We start from the raw sequence: 20,183 nt of genomic DNA on the forward strand, positions 1-20,183 counted from the left end.
TATGTTCGTAGACTGTGCCCACAGAATGAGCTGAGCCGTTGAACCTAACCAAGCCGGTTCAGCCAAGCCCGAATACACTCAAGGCGCTCCTCAGGGTGTTCGATCGAACGCGCCAGGACAAGTCGCTCCTCGCTCCAGCGAAGCTCGCCCCTCGATGCCTCGGTCGCCTGCTTAATCGGGAAACGTTCCGCCGCTCCAGGCCGGAACGTCAGGGCTATGGCCTGTGGACCGGCATCGATCCGTGCGATGCCCCACCGAAGGCAAAGCTGCCTTACCTCCGTCAGGCTCATGAGATCACGCAGAGGCGGCGGCAAGGCTCCGAACCTGTCCTCGATCTCCGCGTGGAGATCATCCACGCTCTGGGACGGATCGAGCCGTGCAACCTGCACGTAGAGATTGATCCGCGTTTCCGGATCGTTGACGTATTCCTCCGGAATCCTGCCCGCGATGCCGAGGTTGAGCTCCGGCGACCACATGTCCTCAATGGACTCGCCGCGTAGCGCATGCCGCAGCATGGATTGATAAAGATCCGTTCCGATCAGCTTGACGTGCCCCGCCTGCCTTTCCCCGATAAGGGAGCCCGCTCCCCGCTGGTCGAGATCCCGTGCACTGATGTCGAAACCTGCTCCGAGACGATCCAGCGCCTCCAGCGTCCTCAACCGCTTTTCCGTCGCCTTTGGGAGATCCTGGTCGGGCTCCGTGAGGAAATACGCTGTTCCGCGAAGACGTCCGCGCCCGACGCGTCCCCGCAACTGATGCAACTGCGCGAGACCGAAGCGGTCCGCTCGCCAGACGAGCATGGTATTGGCGCGAGGCACATCCAGACCGCTTTCGATGATGTTGGTGGCGAGCAGCACGTCCCCTTTCCCGTCGGCGAAGCGAACCATTGCCTCGTCCGTCTCGGCAGGCGGCATCTGGCCATGCGCCACGATCAGGTCGAGTTCGGGAACGATTGTCTGCAACTGCTCTCTCATCGGTTCGATATCTTCGATTCTCGAACACACCACGAAGCTCTGCCCTGCCCGGCGCTTCTCGCGCATGAGCGCCTCGCGAGCCATCGCCGGATCGAAAGCCGTCAGAAGGGTGCGGATCGGCTGCCGCCGCGCAGGTGGCGTCGCGATGATGCTGATGTTCTGCAAGCCCACCAGCGACGATTGCAATGTGCGGGGGATCGGCGTTGCCGTGAGCGTGAGAACGTGGCCGCTCTTCGCCAATTCCCGGAGCCTCGTCTTATGACCGACTCCGAAGCGCTGCTCCTCGTCGATCACGACGAGCCCGAGATCGCGAAACTTGATTCCTTTCCCGGCAAGGGCATGTGTCCCGATGACGACCCTGATGGAGCCATCGGCAAGGCCCTTTTTGACGCTCCGCGCCTCCGCAGGAGGCACCAGGCGCGAAAGGTGGGCAACCTCGATCCCAAGTCCGGCGAAGCGCCGTTCAAAAGTGCGCAAGTGCTGCCGCGCGAGAACGGTCGTCGGCGCGACGACGGCGACCTGCCTGCCCGAGAGGGCGACGGCGGCGGCCGCGCGCAACGCCACTTCGGTCTTGCCGAAGCCGACATCGCCGCAGATCAGGCGGTCCATCGGATGCCCCGAAGCAAGATCCTGGAGGACCTCCTCGATGGCGCGGGACTGGTCCGGCGTCTCGGAAAATGCAAAACGGGCGACGAAGCGCTCATAATTGCGCGTGCGCGGAACGACAGGATCACATTTGACGGCCTGTCGCTCAGAAACCAGCGCCCGCATCTCGCGGACGGTTTCCTGGATGTCTTCCTCGATCTTTCGACGACGATCGGCCCATGTACCGGCACCGAGCTTATCCAGCCTGACGGCGTCAGAGGCCGCGCCGTAACGCCAGATCCGATCCGTCTCCGCCGTCGGCACCATCAGCTTCGCGTCGTCTGCGTAGGCCAGGCGCACAGCATCCTCGCTATGCTCGCCGTCGAGCGATATGGTCTCGATGCCATCCATCCTGCCGAGACCGTGCTCGATGTGAACGACAATGTCGCCGATCCGGAAATCCGTATCCGTCAGAGGCATGGAAACCGTTGCGGCGGACGATTCATCATCTTCACCGCTTGCGCGGCTTCCGAGCAGGTCATGGGCCGTGATGACGGCGACATCGGACGACGGGTCGATGAAGCCGTTCTGGATGTCGGCTTTGATGGCGAACCAGTCCTGGGGTAGCCCGGAGACAATCTCACTCCATCGCTTGACGTCGATTGGCTGTGCCTGGAAGTTCCTCGCCCTGCGCCGCAGACGGTTCAGGTCCTGCTCGCTGGCAGCAAGAAGCACGATTTTCCGCTTCTCCTGCATCTGCCCATGGATGAAGTCGGACAGCGCCTCCATGGGTTTCTGCGCGCCCGCGAAGAAGGGCACTCTGGCCTCGTCGCTCGCGAAAGATTCGTGAATGACCGTCACTTCCCGTCCACTGAGGAGAGCCTGCCACTCTCCGTCGGGAATGAAGAGCCTTTCAGGCTTGATTGCGTGGTCAACTCCGGTGCCGAAACTGGTTCGGCTTTCGAACGCATCCGCGATTTGCTCCAGGACGTCCTGGCGACGCTCCTCTGCTCCGTCTTCCTGAACGATCGCAGCATCGGGCCAGTAGTCGAGGACAGTCTCCATTCTCCCATAATATTCCGGCAGGCGATGCTCCATGCCGGCATATCGCTCCCGAGCAGATGCATCGTCGTCCACCTCGCTCAGCACGATTTCCGATGCGGGCTCCAGCATGATGCTGTCGACCTCCTCCTCCGTCCGTTGAGAAACGGGGTCGTAGCGGCGAATGGCAATGATCCTCCCGCCATCATGCTCTACGCGAAACGGTCCGGTGGATCCGGCTGGAAAAATATCGACAACTTGTCCATGAAGAGCCGCCTCGCCCGGCTCATCGACCCGATCGTCGATCACATATCCTGTACGATGCAAAAAACGCTTCAGCGTCTCCTGTACGAAATCGCCCCCTGCGGTAAGCGTCATGGTGGCACTCGGCCATACAATCCGCGGCGGCGCGCGCTGAACGATGGCGGCTGGACTTGTGATCAGGACGCATTTTTCGCTCGCCGACGCCATCTGCCGCAGCACCGACATTCTCTGGCCCATGATCTCGAGGGAGGGGGACGCGCTGTCATAGGGAAGGCAATCCCATGGCGGCAGGTGGAAGACCCTCAAGTCCGGAGACAATCCTTTGACAGCTTTCGCCAACTGCTCGGCCCTGCGCTGCCCTTGCGCCAGATAGATCAGGCCTTGAGCTCCGGCATCATGTGCGAGCTCGATCAAACGCACCGCGTGGAGACCGAGGGACGGAGCCAGCGACAAATGGTTAAGCCCTCTGTCCTGGGTACCGGCGGGCTTGGGATGCATCGGACTCTCATGGGCGGAAGATTCTCTGAACGGAGCATCAACGCCCGGTGGTCCCGCCGGTTTCACCTAGACGCTTCGCCGTCGCAGGAGCGCTCCAATCCGCGGAACAGCCGTCTCGGCTCTGCGCATGTCCAGTAAAGCATCCTGAAGAGCATCGATCGATGCGCAGGCCTGAGCCCGGGATGCGGCAATGGTTGCAGGATCGCGCACGGCAAATCGATCCGCGTCGCGCGCCAGCTTCGCGCATCGTTCTTGAACGATCCGGCGAGCCTCCTGCAGACGCGGTGACGGGGGACAGGCCCGCGCTATTTCATCACAGACCTTGAGCACATCCCGGGTCAGATTCTCTCCAGGATAAAGCCCGGTATAGGAACGGATCAGACCACGGACACCACTCAACGAATCGCGGAGTTCCTGCCGCAGGATGGCTTCGTCGTTCATTGTGCGTTTCCGAAAAAGCTCCAGCCGGAGCCCGTCTTCCTGGAGGCCGCTGGCCTACACTCCCGAAGCTAAAAGAATCTTAGCCCCGTCCCCCCGAGCCCGATGTCGCTTTGACACGGATCAGCTCCGGTCCTGGCTGGTCCTGCGCGGCCGTGATCGACTGAGGAAGTCCGGCCTTCGGCAGAAGCGGCCCCGCGATGATCCCTGCAACGAATGCAAATGCGAGCATGACCAGTGCAATACGCCCACAGAGGGCAACCAATTCCTTGGGTACCATTCATCTCTCCTAGGACTGCTTCGCTGGAGGAATCATAAGAGGAGGCCCTGCTTCGGCCAAGATCATAACCTGTGCCGAAGGCCCGCGAGGGCTGAAACGATCTACAGTTTCTGGCTCAAGTCGCGGAGATTGATAACGATTTAAAGGAGTCTTACTCGAAAAATATTTTTCCACAGCATGGTTGATGAGTGGTATATTCTTATACTTCATTACAACTCGCCGACACATCGCGGCTTTATTTCCTTCGGCGTCCGCTAACATGGAACCGTGAACGATCCTGCTGGAGTGAACGGCTGGACCCTCAGCGAGTTGAACCGGATAAACGGAACTTGACCTGATGCCTCCTTCTCCTGCGTATCGCCCTTCGACCCGCCATCAGGCGCTCGGGCCCGACTTTTACGATATCGTACCACCCGCGCACTTCCCGATGCATTGTCTCAGGTACCGGAATCAACGATGGGCCGAGCGTATCGGCCTTGGGAGTCTGACGGATGAGGAGTGGGTGCGGCACTTCGGTTGGTTCGATCCGCTTCCCGACAGTTTCCAAGAGCCCCTCGCGCTGCGCTACCACGGCCATCAGTTCCGAACCTATAACCCTTACCTCGGAGACGGGCGCGGATTCCTCTTCGCTCAACTCCACGATGCACAAAATGGAAGATTGCTCGACCTCGGCACGAAGGGCAGCGGACAAACCCCGTGGTCGCGCCATGCCGACGGACGGCTGACCCTCAAGGGTGGCGTCAGGGAGATCCTCGCGACGGAGATGCTGGAGGCGCTCGGCGTCGATACATCGAAGTCCTTCAGCCTGGTCGAGACGGGCGAAGAGCTGGAACGAGGGGACGAGCCCTCGCCGACCCGATCGGCGGTTCTGGTGCGCCTCAGTCACTCGCATATTCGCATCGGTACGTTTCAGCGCCTGCTTTATCTCAACGAGACCAGCAACATCAGCAGGCTCCTCGACTACACGATCACGACCTACATGCCCGACATCTGGCGCGACGACGAAACGGAGCGGGCCGCCGCCTTTGTCGAGGAAGTCTCACGGCGCGTGGCGCGCATGGGCGCGCAATGGATGGCGGCCGGTTTCGTGCATGGAGTGCTCAATACCGACAACATCAACATCACAGGCGAAAGCTTCGATTACGGCCCCTGGCGCTTTCTTCCCGCCTATGATCCAGCCTTCACGGCTGCGTATTTCGACGAGACGGGGCTCTATGCGTTCGGACGTCAGCCTGACGCTCTTCTTTGGAATCTGTTCAGGCTTGCGGAGTGCTTTCTCCCGATCGCGGAACAAAGCCGGCTTGAAGCATCGCTCGCGGCCTTCGAACCCGCTCTCCATCAGGAATTTGCAGCAGCCATCCTCCGTCGCCTGGGTCTTCGGCCGCGCACTCCCGAACTGAACGGCTCGCTCGCGGGCCACTTGTGGACGTTCCTGCATCGCACCAGAGCCCCCTTCGAGCAAACCTTCTTTGACTGGTTCGGCGGTGTCCTGAGCGCCGAGCGCGCGGAACGAAGCCCCTCCTCCTCGTTCTACTCCGATGGTGCGTTTCAACCATTCCGCGCTGCTATCGAGCAATTCGAACCTCTTCCGGAGGTGAGGCTGAATCATCCCTATTTTGCGGGAGAGAGGCCCTGCACGATGCTGATCGACGAGGTCGAGGCGCTTTGGGACCCCATTGCGCAGCGAGACGATTGGTCCGCCTTCGGGATCAAACTCGCGGAGATCCAGCAGATGGCCGAGGCGTATGGCTGGAGCGATGCATAACGCCCTCTCAGCCGATCGAAACTAGGACGTCAAGGCGCGCTATATACCGCTCAACAATTTGCGTCTGCGATTGGGATAAGGGCGCGCGCCGGCGACCGCCGCAGCGGCACGGTTGTTGACGCCGAAGTAACGGAAGATCGCGGCCATGTGGATCTTCACCGTTCCCTCACCCAGCCCGAGCGCCAGCGCAATTTCCTTGTTCGTCTTTCCCTGTACGAGAAGGTCGAGCACATCCTGCTGACGTGGCGTCAGCGGACTGACCCGATCATCCTTATCAGCGATCTGTACCGGGGCTTCGTCGACGTAGTCGGATGATGGTTCCGGGCGCTCGCCTAAAACTTCGTCCGGCATTGACGAGATATCGGCCAAACTGGCTGGAACGTAAATGCCCCCATCGAGGATGATCTTGAGAGCGGCCATCATATCGGCCGGCTCCATGGTCTTCAGCAGATAGCCGTGCACTCCGGCCTCAAGCGCCAGGAGAATGTTGCGCCGATTGTTGGACGCAGAGACGACGGCAACCCGCGTCTGCGGAAAACTCTCCCGAACCGTCCGCAGGTTGGCAGGCGTTCTCACGCCGGGCGCGGACAGGTCGAATAAGGCAAGAGCAACATTCGGGCGCTCTCCCAAGCGCTCCAATGCCGCGTCCAGAGAATCGACTTCAATAAACTGCGAACAGCTGAAGTGCCTCTCCAGGATCTCCCCCATGGCCATGCGGAAGAATGCATCATTATCGACGATCAGGCCTATGCGCGGAGGCGTGCTCATTGATTTCCCTCTCCAGACACAGGCCCGAATAAAAAAGGAGAGGACAGAACACAACTCTGAATAGCCGAACCGACCAACGTGCCGCAGCCTCGCCTCAATTTAACGTCATATCATGATATTTGAAACCCTGCATGCCGCTGGCCAGGTAGTTCCACAGGTCGTTTAGGAGGCGGAGGCGCCCCTTCCCAGATTAACCGATGTCCCGGTCGGCGCCGGATCATTCGGCGCCAGCCCTCCCTGCGTCGGGCGGACCGAGCAGCTTTCCCGCTGGCAAAGAGAGCTTCCGCGCGGCAGCCCTCTGCGTCAGAGCCTCCCTCCTGGAACCCGGAGGCGGCTCAGTTGTGCGATGTCGTAGGATCCACATGACGAGGGCGAGCAAACCACGTGGTTTGCTCGCCCTCGTCATGTTGGAGACTGTCGCATGTCACGCGTAAGCGGCCGTTCGACACGCTCGCTCGTAGACTTCCTTGTACTTGGACGCAGAACGATCCCACCCGTGCGGTCTGCTCATCGCGGCGCGCCGCATCGCCGTCAGTCGAGGACGCGAGCGGAACGTCTCGAGTCCCCGCTTGATCGCATCCATGAAGCGATGGAGGCATGGCTCTCCGAAGAGGAAACCATTGACTCCATCTTCGATCGTGTCCGCCAAGCCGCCTGTCTTATGAGCGATGGGCAGAGATCCGAAGCGTTGCGCATACATCTGGCTCAGCCCGCAAGGCTCGAAACGGGATGGCATCAGAAGAAAGTCGCTGCCCGCATACATGCGGCGCGCATCGCCTTCGTCATAACCGATCTTCACGCCGACGGAGCCCGGATGGCGCTGCGCCAGGGCGCGAAGCTCGGTTTCGAACCTGGCTTCGCCCTGCCCGATGACGGCGATCTGGCCGCCTTGGGACACGATCGTTTCTGCAGCTGAGATGGCCAGATCGACTCCCTTCTGATGAACCAGCCGTGACACGACCGCAAAGAGCGGTCCATTGGAGAGTGCAAGCCCGAAGTTCTCGCGCACATTATCGGCGTTGGCGCGCTTTCCTCTGCAGTTTTCCGCCGAGAAGCGGCTGACCAGGTAGGGATCAGAGCTGGGATCCCAGCTCTGATCGATGCCGTTGATGATGCCGTCGAGCCGCCCCTGCCACGCGCGGGTTCTCAGGAGACCATCGAGCCCGCAGCCGTGTTCAGGTTGCGTAATCTCCCTTGCATAGGTCGAGCTCACGGTCGTGATATGCGACGCGTAAAAGATTCCCGCTTTCAGAAACGACACCTTGCCGTAGAATTCGACGCCGTTGATGTGAAACGCAGCATCGGGGATGCCGAGGCTCGGCAATCGATCGCGGCCGAAGTTTCCCTGATAGGCCAAGTTGTGAATGGTCAGGATAGTGGGGATGTGCTGTCCGCGCCACGTGAGATAGGCAGCAGCCAAACCTGATGGCCAGTCGTTCAGATGCAGAAGATCCGCGCACCAAAGAGGATCTCCGCTTCCGCAAGCGATATCGGCGGCGGCCAAGCCGAGGCGCGCGAAGCGAATGTCATTGTCGCTCCAATCCTTGCCGAAGGAATCGACATAGGGAGATCCATCCCGATCATACAGTTCCGGGCACAGGAGAACGTAAACCGTCAAGCCGTCCTTCGTCATGCCCCGGCCAAGCCCGCAGGCCGGTATCCCGAAGGAAGAAGGCAGTCGCGCGATCTCCTCGATCGAACCGATCTGAGAAAGAACCTGCCGATAACCCGGAATCAGGATGCGGACATCGTAGTGGGACCTCAGCGCCCGAGGCAGGGCTGCAGAGACCTCCCCGAGGCCTCCTGCCTTGATGTAATCGGCTATCTCGGATGTTACGAAAAGAATAGACTGCCTGCGGGTGATTGATACTGAAGGCCGACGATCCTGATGCAGACCGACACGTGCCCTCGTCGCGAAAGCCGCATCAGCTTCCGAGTGAAATGTTTCCAACATGTTGTCACGAAGGCGCGTTCCCCACTGACCTCCCGCGCCCAAAGCAGGTCGGCCTTTTAACGCGAATTCCGACGGAAAGTTCCGCAAAAACCATGGTTTATTTTTAGCTACTCCGAACCGACTGCTTTCATGCCCAAGCTTGAGCATACCCGATGCGAAAGCCGGCACCGTCGCGCCGCAACACTCAAGCTCAGCCGTAATTTTTGCAGCACCTGGGAACATTGCACAGTGAAGCTCGTTCGCAAGTGCCCCAACCCTCGGAGTTCTCATGCGGCGGATTCATAAGATGCCTTTCGGGGCAGAGATTGTGGACGGTGGCATACGCTTCGCGCTCTGGGCACCTTCGGCGCATGAGGTGAGCCTGATACTGGACGGGGAGGATCATGCCATGCACCCGTCGGACGACGGCTGGTATCGCCTGACTTCGGCCGCCGCGCGGATCGGCAGCCGCTACGGTTACAAGATCGACGGCAACCTCATCGTCCCGGACCCAGCATCTCGCTTCCAGCCGGACGACGTCCATGGCTTGAGTCTCGTCGTGGACCCGCGATCCTATGCCTGGTCGGATGCGTCCTGGAGAGGCCGCCCTTGGGAAGAGACTGTGCTCTACGAGGTGCATGTGGGCACAGCGAGCCCGGAAGGAACGTTCGCCGGCCTGATGAACAAGCTCGAGGCTCTACGCGCCCTCGGAGTCACGGCGATCGAGCTGATGCCGATCGCGGAATTTCCGGGACGCAGAAACTGGGGCTATGACGGCGTGCTCCCCTATGCGCCTGACGCCGCCTATGGCAGCCCCGAGGATCTGAAGCGGCTGATCGACCGCGCGCATGAGCTCGGCCTGATGATGTTCCTCGATGTGGTCTACAACCATTTCGGACCTTCCGGGAATTATCTCCATGCCTATGCCGAATCCTTCTTCACGGACAGGCATCCAACCCCGTGGGGGGCGGGCATCAACGTGGATGGCGAAGGAAGCCGCATCGTGCGCGACTTCTTCATTCACAATGCGCTCTACTGGCTGGAGGAATATCACTTCGATGGACTTCGCTTCGATGCCGTTCACGCCATTGTCGATGAGAGCGCGCCGCATTTCCTCGAAGAGCTTGCGACACGCATCCGTCACACCTTTCCTGAACGTGAGATTCATCTCGTCCTGGAGAACGAGGCCAATCAGGCCCGCTGGCTTGGGCGCGAATCCGATCGGAGCCCCCGCCTCTACTCAGCGCAATGGGCCGACGACATCCACAATTCCTGGCATGCCCTTCTGACAGGCGAGGCAGAGGGCTATTACGAGGATTATTCCGGCCAGCCATTGGAGCGCCTCGCCCGTGCGCTTGCCGAGGGCTTCGCCTATCAGGGAGAGCCATCGACCCACCGGCCCGGCGTCATCCGCGGCGAGCCGTCCTCACATCTGCCGCCGACCGCGTTCGTGTCCTTCCTCCAGAACCACGACCAGATCGGAAACAGGGCGTTTGGAGAGCGCCTCGCTCACCTGATCCCACCGGAGCACCTCAGGTTGGCACAGGCGATTTTCCTTCTCTCCCCCCATATCCCTCTCCTCTTCATGGGCGAGGAATGGTCGGCCTCATCGCCGTTCCAGTTCTTCGTCGATTTCGAAACCGAGCCGGCGCTCGCCAAGGCCGTGCGCGACGGACGTCGAGGCGAGTTCAAACACTTCAAAGCATTCGCCGACCCCGAAACTGCGCGGCGCATTCCTGACCCGACGGACGAGGCAACATTCGCGCGCTCCAAGATCGATTGGTCAGAGAGAGGCCGTTCACCACACCGGGAAGCCCTGCTGGAAACAGAACAGCTGCTCAAGCTCCGAAGAGATGAGGTGATCCCCATGATCAAGAGCGAATTCCGTGGTTCGCGTCATCTCATCTCGCAGGCGCACGCCCTCGACGTATCCTGGACTTTCGAGAGAGGGACGCTTCGCGTTCGCGCGAATGTCGGAGGTGGCCCCATTTCCGCCGATGTCGGAAGCGATAGCCGCGTTCTATGGTCGAATGCGCAGACCGAGCCTGTCCACGGCAAGCTCCAACTCGGCCCCTGGGAAGGCGTCATCGTGAAAGAGGCATCGGCATGAGCGGGCTGGATGCTCTCCTGGAACGGATGGCCAAGCTGATCGGTCTCGCGCCCGATTATACGGATGCGTTCGGACGACGCATCGAAACCACCCCAGGAACTCGAAACGCCATTCTGGAAGCGCTTGGGCTTCCGATTGCGACGGAAAAGGAAGCTCAGGACAGCCTCGCGAGGCTCGTAAGGCTGAAACGCGCACCTCTCCCGGCCGTCATTCCGGTCCCGTCGGATCGCCCGATTCGAATCGGATTGCGATCGAAAACCGAGCAGGTCCGGTGGACCGTCGTTGAGGAGAGCGGGCCAATTCATCAGGGGAAAGTCTCTCAGGGAGAGGCCGTCCTCAAACTTCCCGACCTGCCCATGGGCTACCACCGTCTTCAGCTCGGCGAGTTCGAAGCGTCTCTGATCGCCTCGCCGGACCGTTGCTGGCAGCCCGACGTCCTCGAAGGTGACAACCGCCTTTGGGGCGCTGCAGCGCAGATCTACTCCTTGCGCTCCGAGCACGACCTCGGCGTGGGCGGATATTGCGACGTCGCGCTCCTGGCGGAAAACCTCGCCCCCTGGGGAGCATCCTTTCTGGGTCTCAGCCCTGTCCACGCCCTTTTCTCCAGTGATCGCACGAAGATCTCACCCTATTCGCCGTCGTCACGGCTTTTCCTGGAGGCGCTGTATATCGATCCGGCGGCGGTCGAAGGCTTTGACGCAAGCGAAGCCAAGCGAATTTTCGACAGCCCTGATTCCCAGGAGCGTTTGTCGCGTCTGCGGGAAACTCAACTCATCGACTATCGCGAGGCATGGTCGATCAAGCGCACACTTCTCGATGCCCTGTGGCTGCACTTCCTGGAAAATGGCGACCAAGCAGCCTTCGAATCGTTTCGCCGGGCCGGCGGAGAGGCTCTCGAAGCGCATGCCACCTTCGAGGCGCTCTCCGAGCATCTGCGCGAGCAGGGATGTGCATGGGTTGGCGATTGGACGGAGAGTTACCGGGATGTGCGCTCCACCGAGGTCGAGCGCTTTCGCTCGGAGCACAAGGAGCGCATCGCCTTCCATGCCTGGCTTCAATTTCTCGCGGATCGTCAATTGGCTGATGCCGCAAAGCGGGCGCGGGCGGCTGGCCTGAGCATCGGCCTCTATCGCGATCTCGCTGTCGGAGCCGATGGAGGCGGTTCGGAAATCTGGGCGACGCCCGAGCGGTTTGCCACCGGACTTTCGATCGGCGCGCCTCCCGATCCGCTGGGTCCCCAGGGCCAGAACTGGGGCCTGCCGCCTTTCAACCCGCTGACCCTGGAGGAGCAGGGCTTGGCGGCGTTCCGAGACCTCGTCGCCGCGAACATGCGACATGCGGGTGCGATCCGGATCGATCATGCTTTCCAGCTCCAGCGCCTTTTTCTCATTCCCTCGGGGGCACCGGCATCAGAGGGAGCCTACGTCGATTATCCGTTCGAGGCCATGCTCGCGGTTCTGCGGATTGAGAGCCACCGGGCACGGTGCCTCGTCATCGCGGAGGATCTCGGAACCGCGCCGGAAGGCTTCTCGGATGCGATCATGGCATCCGGCGTGCTCAGCTATCGCGTTCTCCCGTTCGAGCGCGAACGAGCGCTCTTCAAGAAGCCCGAGGCGTATCCGCGCTCCGCGCTGGCCGTTCTCACGACCCATGACCTGCCGACATTCAATGGATGGTGGCGCGGGCTCGATATCGATCTCCGCCAGACACTCGGCATCTTCGACCCGAAGATGGCCGCCAAGGAGCGCGTGGCGCGGGACACCGACAAGCAGAATTTCGCAAAGGCCCTCGCCGAAGAGGGTCTGCTCGCCACGCCCGACACGCTAGGCCAACCGCCCTTGGAGGAAGCGGTGCGCTATCTCGCGCGCACGGCCTGCGCTCTCACTGCCTTGCAGGTCGAAGACATTTCCGGCGAGCTGAACCAGCCCAATATGCCAGGCAGGGAGGCGGGCCACCCGAACTGGCGCAGGCGCCTGTCCGACACCATCGAAGTCATCACGGCGCCGGGAAGCCTCCTGGCAAAACTGTCCGTCGCTTTGGGGGAAGAAGGGCGAAGCTCGCAAGGGCGCAGAAGCGCACTCGCCTCACCTCCGCCTCGGGCCACCTATCGCTTGCAGTTTCACAAGGATTTCACGTTCGGCGACGCGGTCAAGATCGTGCCGTATCTGGCGAAACTCGGCATCAGTCATGTCTACTCGTCTCCCATCCACATGGCGAGTTCCGGCTCCACGCATGGCTACGACATCGTAGACCATTCATCGATCAATCCGGAACTCGGCGGAGAGGACGGGTTCCGCCGTTTGTCGGATACCTTGACCAATCACGGCCTGAAGCTCCTGCTCGACATCGTCCCCAACCATATGGGCGTCGGCGGCGCGGCGAATGACTGGTGGCTCTCCGTCCTGGAATGGGGGCGCTTGTCGCCCTTTGCAAACGCCTTCGATATCGATTGGGATCGCCCGGGTGCGAATGGCAAGCTTCTCGTTCCCGTTCTCGGCAGCATGTACGGCGAGGCTCTCGAAGATGGCCAATTGCAACTGAAATTCGACGTGCAGGACGGAAGTTTCAGCGTCTGGCACTGGGAGCACCGACTCCCGATCTGTCCGACGACCTACCCCATGATACTCGACTACGCCCTGGCAGCATTCGACACCCGTGAGAACGCTGGAGACCTGCTCGCCCAGACGGAGCATATGCGCGACAAGGGAGAAACGGCATCTCGGGATCAGCCCTCCCTTCTGGTGGAAAAAGGCAAAGAGCTGAAGCAGGGCTTGGCGGAGATTGCCGCTCGTCAGCCAGCAGCCCAAGAAGCCATCGATCACGCCGTGATGGTCATCAATGGCTCGAAGGGTCATCCTGAGAGCTTCAACGCCCTGCATCGCCTGCTCGAAGCCCAAGCCTACCGCTTGGCCTATTGGCGCGTCGCGTCAAGTGACATCAATTACCGCCGCTTCTTCGACATCAACAATCTCGCGGGCGTGCGCGTCGAGATCCCCGACGTTTTCGAACGCACCCATGAGCTCGTGGCCCGACTGGTGGAAGAGAACCGTGTTCACGGACTGAGAATCGACCATATCGACGGGCTCGCGGATCCGGAGGGTTATGCCCATGACCTGCAGCGTAAGGTTGGGCCCGGCTTCTATGTGGTCGTCGAGAAGATTTTGGAGCCGGGTGAAGAGCTCCGCCCCTGGCCCGTCGCCGGTACGACCGGATACGACGCGCTCAATCAGATCGACGGCGTCCTTGTCGATCAACAATCGGGCGAGATCTTCGAGCGCATCTACCGAGAAGCCTCGGGCCTCTCGGATGATTACGACGAGATGCTCACCCAGGCGAAGCTCGGCATCACTCGCGCGAACTTTGCAAGCGAACTCGATGTCCTGGCTTCGGATCTCAAGAAAATCGCCGATTCCAGCCGCCGCACGCGAGACTACACGATCCAAGCGCTATGCCAGTCGCTCGTGGACGTCATCGTCGCATTCCCGGTCTATCGAAGCTATCTCACGGACGGCAAAGCGTCGGCAGCCGACGTTCGGTTGATCGAGACCACCATCGAGGCTGCCAAGCGATCCAGCACCCTGCCCGACCGGAGCGTGCATGACTTTGTTGCCGCAGCCCTCTTTGGCCACACGGAAGGAACCAGTCCGGAGGACGCCCGACGCTTCCGTCGGCGCTTTCAGCAATTGACCGGCCCTGTCATGGCCAAGAGCCTGGAGGATACTCTCTTCTACCGCTACGGACGATTGATCGCCCTGAACGAGGTTGGCGGCGACCCTGGACATTTTAGCATGCCGCTGGAGGCTTTTCACGGGGCGAATGCCGACAGGGCGCTGAACTGGCCCCACTCCATGGTCGGGACCGCCACCCACGACACGAAGCGGGGCGAGGATGCCAGGGCCCGCTTGCTCGCACTCTCCGAAATGCCGGAGGAATGGGAGAGCATCGTCAGGCTCTGGCGCGCTATCATCGTCCCCTATCTCTCGGACGTGAACGGCGCTTCGGCGCCGGATGCCAATGATCAGCTCATTCTGCTTCAGGCTCTCCTTGGCGCATGGCCCATCGAGCTTCTCGATCAGGACGACGAAAAGCACCTCGGCGAATTTCGCGAGCGCATGGGGGGCTATCTCACGAAAGCTCTTCGTGAAGCCAAGCGTCAGACGAACTGGATCGCCCCGAACGAGGGCTACGAGAAGGCTGCGCATGACCTCCTGCGGGCAGTGCTCGATCCGAGGAACAGCGTTCTCGAACAGCTTCGCCCGCTTGCGCGACGTCTGTCCGTCCTCGGCATGCTCAACGGATTGTCTCGCTCCGTTCTGAAAATGACATTGCCGGGCGTGCCCGACATTTATCAGGGCACGGAATTCTGGGACTTTTCTCTCGTCGACCCGGATAACAGGCGTCCGGTGGATTACGCACTTCGAGCTCAAGCCCTGGATGAGGAGGCTCCTGCGGATATGCTGCTGGCGCAATGGCGGGATGGCCGCATCAAGCAGCATGTGCTCCGACGCCTGCTGCGGGATCGTGGTGAAACCCCAGCACTCTATGGCGATGGGGACTATAGCCCCTTGTCGGTCGAAGGCGCACGCGCCTCCCATCTGATCGCCTTCCAAAGGCAGAATGGGGCAGACAGGGTTGCCGTGATCGTCCCGCGTTTCTGGAACCGGCTGACAAGCATAGACAGCCTGCCATCCGACCCTCGGATCTGGGACGGCACAAGCATAGCTCTGCCGGAGGGGCACTGGCGGAATGTGATAACAGGCGCGACCGTCGAGATCACGAATGAAGGCCAGGCTTTGAGCACGATCCTGTCCCCCTTCCCTTTCGCTGTTCTCAAGCTGGTCTGACGGCCCGGCCACAAGGCCGATCGATCCTTTCGCTCTCGATCTGGTCGCCGCATGCGCCCGCTCCATAATGGTGTCTCTCACGAAGCAAGAATGCCGTTGAGCGGGCACATTGGTGGCTGCGGCAGCATGAGCGAGGATATGCCGAAATGGCTCAGCGCAGGGGTGGATCGCACAGCATCATGGAGCGTCCGGACGAACCGCGAACCATCGCCGACATCCTTGGCTCGGGCGATCCGTTTTCCGTGCTTGGTCCTCATGAAGTGTCACCGGGCACGTGGGAGATTCGCGCCCTGGTTCCTGAAGCCGACAATGTCGTTCTCGTCGGCCCGGACGGCAGGACCCTTCTCGCCCCGATGGAGAAGAAACACGCCGAAGGGCTTTACATCGGCACCCTCAACGCATCCGAGCGACCGGACTACCGCCTGCGGATCGAGCGGGAGGATCATGCCGAAGTCAGGCATGATCCGTACAGCTTCGGAACTTTCCTGTCTCACGAGGATATCACCGCGCTTCGCGATCCCGCGAGCGATGCGACTTATAGGAAACTCGGCGCGCATCATCTGGACCTCGGCGGGATCCAGGGCTTTCTCTTCGCCGTTTGGGCTCCGAATGCACGCCGCGTGAGCGTCGTCGGCGAGTTCAATGCATGGGACGGGCGTCGCCATCCCATGCGGCGGCGTCACGAGGGCGGCGTGTGGGAACTCTTCATTCCCGATGTCGCTGCGGGCCAGCGCTACAAGTTCGAGATCGTCGGCTTGCATGGGAATCTGCTCGCGCTCAAGGCGGACCCTGTCGCCTTTACGGCCGAACACCCTCCTGCGACCGCTTCCGTTCTGAGGGGGGACCTGGCGTTCGAATGGCGGGACGGAGAATGGATGAAGTCTCGCGCGGCTAAGAACCAGCGCAAGGCGCCCATGTCGATTTATGAATGCCATCTCGCCTCATGGGCACGGGTGCCGGAGGAGGATAATCGCTATCTGACCTATCGCGAGCTCGCGGTCAGGCTCATTCCCTATGTGAAGGATCTGGGTTTCACGCATATCGAGCTTCTGCCGATCACCGAATACCCTTTCGACGGTTCATGGGGCTACCAGCCGATTTCCCTCTTTGCGCCGACGAGCCGGTTTGGAACGCCGGAAGACTTCGCGGCATTCGTTGAAGCCGCTCACGAGGCGGGGATCGGGATTATCCTCGACTGGGTCCCCGCTCATTTTCCGAACGACCCGCACGGCCTGAGCTATTTCGACGGCACCCATCTCTACGAGCATGCCGATCCGCGCCTTGGCTTCCATCAGGATTGGGGAACCTACATCTACAATTACGAGAGGCAGGAGGTTGCGACCTTTCTCGTGGCCAATGCGCGCTTCTGGCTCGAGCGCTACCACCTCGACGGGCTGCGTGTCGACGCCGTGGCCTCGATGCTCTATCTCGACTACTCCCGCAAGCCCGGCGAGTGGATTCCGAACCGCTATGGCGGCAACGAAAATCTGGGCGCCATCGATTTCCTGCGCCGCATGAACGAAGTCGCCTATGCCTCCGCGCCGGGCGCGATCACGATCGCCGAGGAATCGACCGCATGGCCGGGAGTGTCGCAGCCGACCTATGCCGGCGGCTTGGGCTTCGGATTCAAATGGAACATGGGATGGATGCACGACACCTTGCGCTATATCAGCAAGGATCCGGTCTTCCGGCGCCATCACCATCACGATCTCACGTTCGGTCTCCTCTACGCTTTCTCGGAAAACTTCATCCTGCCGCTCAGCCATGATGAGGTCGTCCATGGCAAGGGCTCCCTCATTCGCAAGATGCCCGGTGATCGATGGCAGCGGTTTGCGAACCTGCGCGCCTATTTCGGGTTCATGTGGGGGCACCCTGGAAAGAAACTCCTGTTCATGGGCGGCGAGTTCGCGCAGGAGCAGGAATGGGACCACGACAAAAGCCTCGACTGGCATTTGCTGAGCGATCCCGCTCACAAAGGCGTTCAATCCCTCGTTCGCGATCTCAATCACGCCTATCGTACGATACCGGCGCTGCATGAGCGGGACTGCGACTGGAAAGGGTTCGAGTGGATCGTGTCGGACGACAGGGACAACAGTGTCGTCGCCTGGCTGCGCCGCGGGGACGAGGATGATGCGATCGCCGTCGTCATCTCGAACTTCACGCCCGTCCCGCGGGAGGGGTACCGCATCGGCGTTCCGCTCCCCGGCGTTTATCGGGAGGCCGTGAACACGGATGCCTCCATCTATGGCGGCGGCAATGTCGGAAATCTCGGTGGGGTCGTGGCGGAGGAAGCGCCCAGCCACGGACGGCCCTGCTCCCTCTGCCTGACCCTTCCGCCCCTCGCCACCCTCATTCTGGTTCTGGAGCGCCCTCGCACGTGAACCGTTATTGTCGAGCTTAGACGGGACTTCCTGCCTCTTCGCGCGTTGATGAAGTAAGCCGATCTGCCCCGCTTGCCGAGACCTCTGATGAACGATAAAGTCGAAGTCCAAGAGCCTGCCTCAGTCGAAATCGTCACCCCGACAGTTCGGCGTACATCCCGGCTTCGGGAAGGCCTGCCCTATCCCCTTGGCGCTACCTGGGACGGCCTCGGCGTCAACTTCGCGCTCTTCTCCGCCAACGCCACCAAAGTTGAGCTCTGCCTGTTCGATACGAACGGCAAGCGGGAACTGGAGAGGATCGAGCTTCCCGAATACACGGACGAGGTTTGGCACGGCTATCTTCCGGACGCACGCCCCGGCACCACGTACGGGTATCGCGTCTACGGTCCCTACGAGCCTGAAGCCGGACATCGCTTCAACCACAACAAGCTGCTTCTCGATCCCTATGCCAAGCAGATCTTCGGCGACCTAAAATGGGACCCGGCGCTTTTCGGATACACGGTCGGCTCGCCCGATGCCGACCTTTCCTTCGACGAACGCGACAGCGCACCCTTCATGCCCAAGTGCCGCGTCATCGAGTCCGCCTACACCTGGGGCAATGAACGCCGGCCGCAGACGCCTTGGGAGCGCACGATCGTCTATGAGGCCCACCTGCGCGGCTTCACCATGAAGCATCCGGCAATCCCGAAAGAGATCCGCGGCACATGCGCGGGTCTGATGCACCATGAAGTCATCAACTACATCAAAAGCCTCGGCGTTACTGCGATCGAGCTCCTGCCCATCCACACCTTCGTCGATGACAGCTACCTCATCGAGAAAGGGCTGCGCAATTACTGGGGCTACAACACCATCGGCTTCTTTGCTCCTCAACCGCGCTATCTCGCGACTCCGTTCGTGAACGAAATGAAGGAAATGGTCAGCCATTTCCATGATGCGGGAATAGAGGTGATCCTCGATGTCGTGTACAACCACACGGCCGAAGGCAACGAGCTGGGTCCGACCCTTTCATTCAAGGGGATCGACAACGCTTCCTATTATCGACTCGCTCCTGACAAGCGATACTATATCAACGACACCGGCACCGGGAACACCGTCAATCTCAGCCACTCCCGCGTCCTGCAGATGGTGACGGACAGCCTGCGATACTGGGCGCAGGAAGTGCGTGTCGACGGCTTCCGCTTCGACCTCGCCACCATTCTCGCCCGCGAACCGCATGGCTTCGAAGAGGATGGCCGCTTTCTTGACGCCGTGCGGCAGGATCCGGTGCTCAGCCGCGTCAAGCTGATTGCCGAACCTTGGGATTGCGGCCCCGGCGGCTACCAGGTCGGCCGCTTCTCGCCCGGCTGGGCGGAGTGGAACGATCGCTACCGCGATACTGTGCGCGCCTACTGGAAAGGCGAGGATGGACAGCTTCCGGAACTTGCCTCCCGCATCACCGCCTCGGCAGATCTGTTCAACAAGCGTGGGCGGAAACCCTGGGCATCCGTGAATTTCGTCACGGCCCATGACGGCTTCACGCTTCATGATCTCGTCTCGTACAACGAGAAGCACAACGAGGCGAACGGCGAGGACAATATGGACGGGCATGATCACAACCTGTCCTGGAACCATGGCGTCGAAGGCGAGACGAAGGATCGAGAGATACGCTCCTTGCGCAATCGCCAGAAACGCAACATTCTCGCGACGCTGTTCTTCTCTCAGGGTACGCCCATGCTGTTGGCGGGTGACGAATTCGGCCGAACCCAGAAGGGCAACAACAACGCTTACGCTCAAGACAACGATCTCTCCTGGATCGACTGGGAGGGCGTCGATGAAGATGGAGCCGAGCTTTTTGAGTTCACGCGCAAGCTGATCCAGTTGCGGCAGAACCTGCCCATCCTGCGGCGCGGGCGCTTTCTGTCCGGCGTCTACAATGCGGAACTCGACGTCAAGGATGTCACTTGGCTCACGCCGGCTGGCGATGAAATGACGCCCGAACATTGGCAGGATCCGCATGCCCGCTGCATGAGCATTCTTCTGGATGGCCGCGCTCAACCGACGGGCATCCGCAGGCGCGGCACGGACGTGACCCTGCTGCTGATCGTCAATGCCCATCATGACGTCGTGAAATGCAAGCTGCCGCAGGTTACGGGGGGCCAGGGCTGGACCTGCCTTGTCGACACGAACAAGCCGGAACTGTCATTTCCAACGCCGTTCAGGTTCGGAAAGGAATATACGGTGACGGGACGCTCGCTCCTTCTCTTCCAGCTCCAGCCGGAGGAGCAGCCCAAATCAGAGACAAAGCAGAGCGCGTGAGAGACCT

The 20,183-nt window shown here is 60.9% G+C and carries 10 protein-coding genes; 5 read left to right on the forward strand and 5 right to left on the reverse strand.

Annotated features, from left to right (window positions below; genetic code table 11):
- Positions 1-44: 44 nt before the first annotated feature.
- The 3 genes from mfd to ACS5Q0_RS03570 form a co-directional block, all read right to left on the reverse strand.
- The gene (gene mfd / locus ACS5Q0_RS03560; RefSeq protein ID WP_473125219.1) at positions 45-3,362 is read right to left on the reverse strand and encodes a transcription-repair coupling factor; all 3,318 of its coding nucleotides are present in this window, start codon (positions 3,360-3,362) and stop codon (positions 45-47) included.
- Between the two features lie 66 nt (positions 3,363-3,428).
- Positions 3,429-3,803 carry a hypothetical protein gene (locus ACS5Q0_RS03565; RefSeq protein ID WP_473125220.1) on the reverse strand — a complete coding sequence of 125 codons (375 nt, stop codon included), beginning with the start codon at positions 3,801-3,803 and terminating at the stop codon, positions 3,429-3,431.
- 79 nt (positions 3,804-3,882) lie between these two features.
- Complete coding sequence (locus ACS5Q0_RS03570; RefSeq protein ID WP_473125221.1) at positions 3,883-4,080, reverse strand: hypothetical protein; 198 nt, start codon at positions 4,078-4,080, stop codon at positions 3,883-3,885.
- 337 nt (positions 4,081-4,417) lie between these two features.
- On the opposite strand from ACS5Q0_RS03570, the gene ACS5Q0_RS03575 reads away from it, so the two are divergent.
- Complete coding sequence (locus ACS5Q0_RS03575) at positions 4,418-5,845, forward strand: protein adenylyltransferase SelO (RefSeq protein WP_473125222.1); 1,428 nt, start codon at positions 4,418-4,420, stop codon at positions 5,843-5,845.
- A 39-nt stretch (positions 5,846-5,884) separates the two neighbouring features.
- Here ACS5Q0_RS03575 and ACS5Q0_RS03580 read toward each other — a convergent pair whose 3' ends face one another.
- Both ACS5Q0_RS03580 and glgA read right to left on the reverse strand, forming a co-directional pair.
- On the reverse strand, positions 5,885-6,613 hold the full coding sequence (locus ACS5Q0_RS03580) for a LuxR C-terminal-related transcriptional regulator (RefSeq protein WP_473125223.1): 729 nt from the start codon (positions 6,611-6,613) through the stop codon (positions 5,885-5,887).
- Between the two features lie 424 nt (positions 6,614-7,037).
- A complete protein-coding gene (glgA, locus tag ACS5Q0_RS03585) occupies positions 7,038-8,567 on the reverse strand; it encodes a glycogen synthase GlgA (RefSeq protein ID WP_473125277.1) in 1,530 nt (509 codons plus the stop codon).
- Between the two features lie 268 nt (positions 8,568-8,835).
- Between glgA and treZ the strand changes: the two genes are divergently transcribed.
- The 4 genes from treZ (at position 8,836) to glgX (ending at position 20,176) form a co-directional block, all read left to right on the forward strand.
- Positions 8,836-10,656 carry a malto-oligosyltrehalose trehalohydrolase gene (gene treZ, locus ACS5Q0_RS03590; protein WP_473125224.1) on the forward strand — a complete coding sequence of 607 codons (1,821 nt, stop codon included), beginning with the start codon at positions 8,836-8,838 and terminating at the stop codon, positions 10,654-10,656.
- Positions 10,653-15,500, forward strand: a complete 4,848-nt coding sequence (locus ACS5Q0_RS03595; RefSeq protein WP_473125225.1) for a malto-oligosyltrehalose synthase — start codon at positions 10,653-10,655, stop codon at positions 15,498-15,500. The genes treZ and ACS5Q0_RS03595 overlap by 4 nt, the downstream gene beginning before the upstream one ends.
- A gap of 146 nt (positions 15,501-15,646) precedes the next feature.
- Positions 15,647-17,881, forward strand: a complete 2,235-nt coding sequence (glgB, locus tag ACS5Q0_RS03600) for a 1,4-alpha-glucan branching protein GlgB (RefSeq protein WP_473125226.1) — start codon at positions 15,647-15,649, stop codon at positions 17,879-17,881.
- 87 nt (positions 17,882-17,968) lie between these two features.
- Positions 17,969-20,176 (forward strand): glycogen debranching protein GlgX, encoded by a 2,208-nt coding sequence (gene glgX, locus ACS5Q0_RS03605; RefSeq protein ID WP_473125227.1) that lies wholly within the window; start codon positions 17,969-17,971, stop codon positions 20,174-20,176.
- Positions 20,177-20,183: the final 7 nt, after the last annotated feature.

It is taken from the genome of Microvirga sp. HS2 (assembly GCF_055792805.1).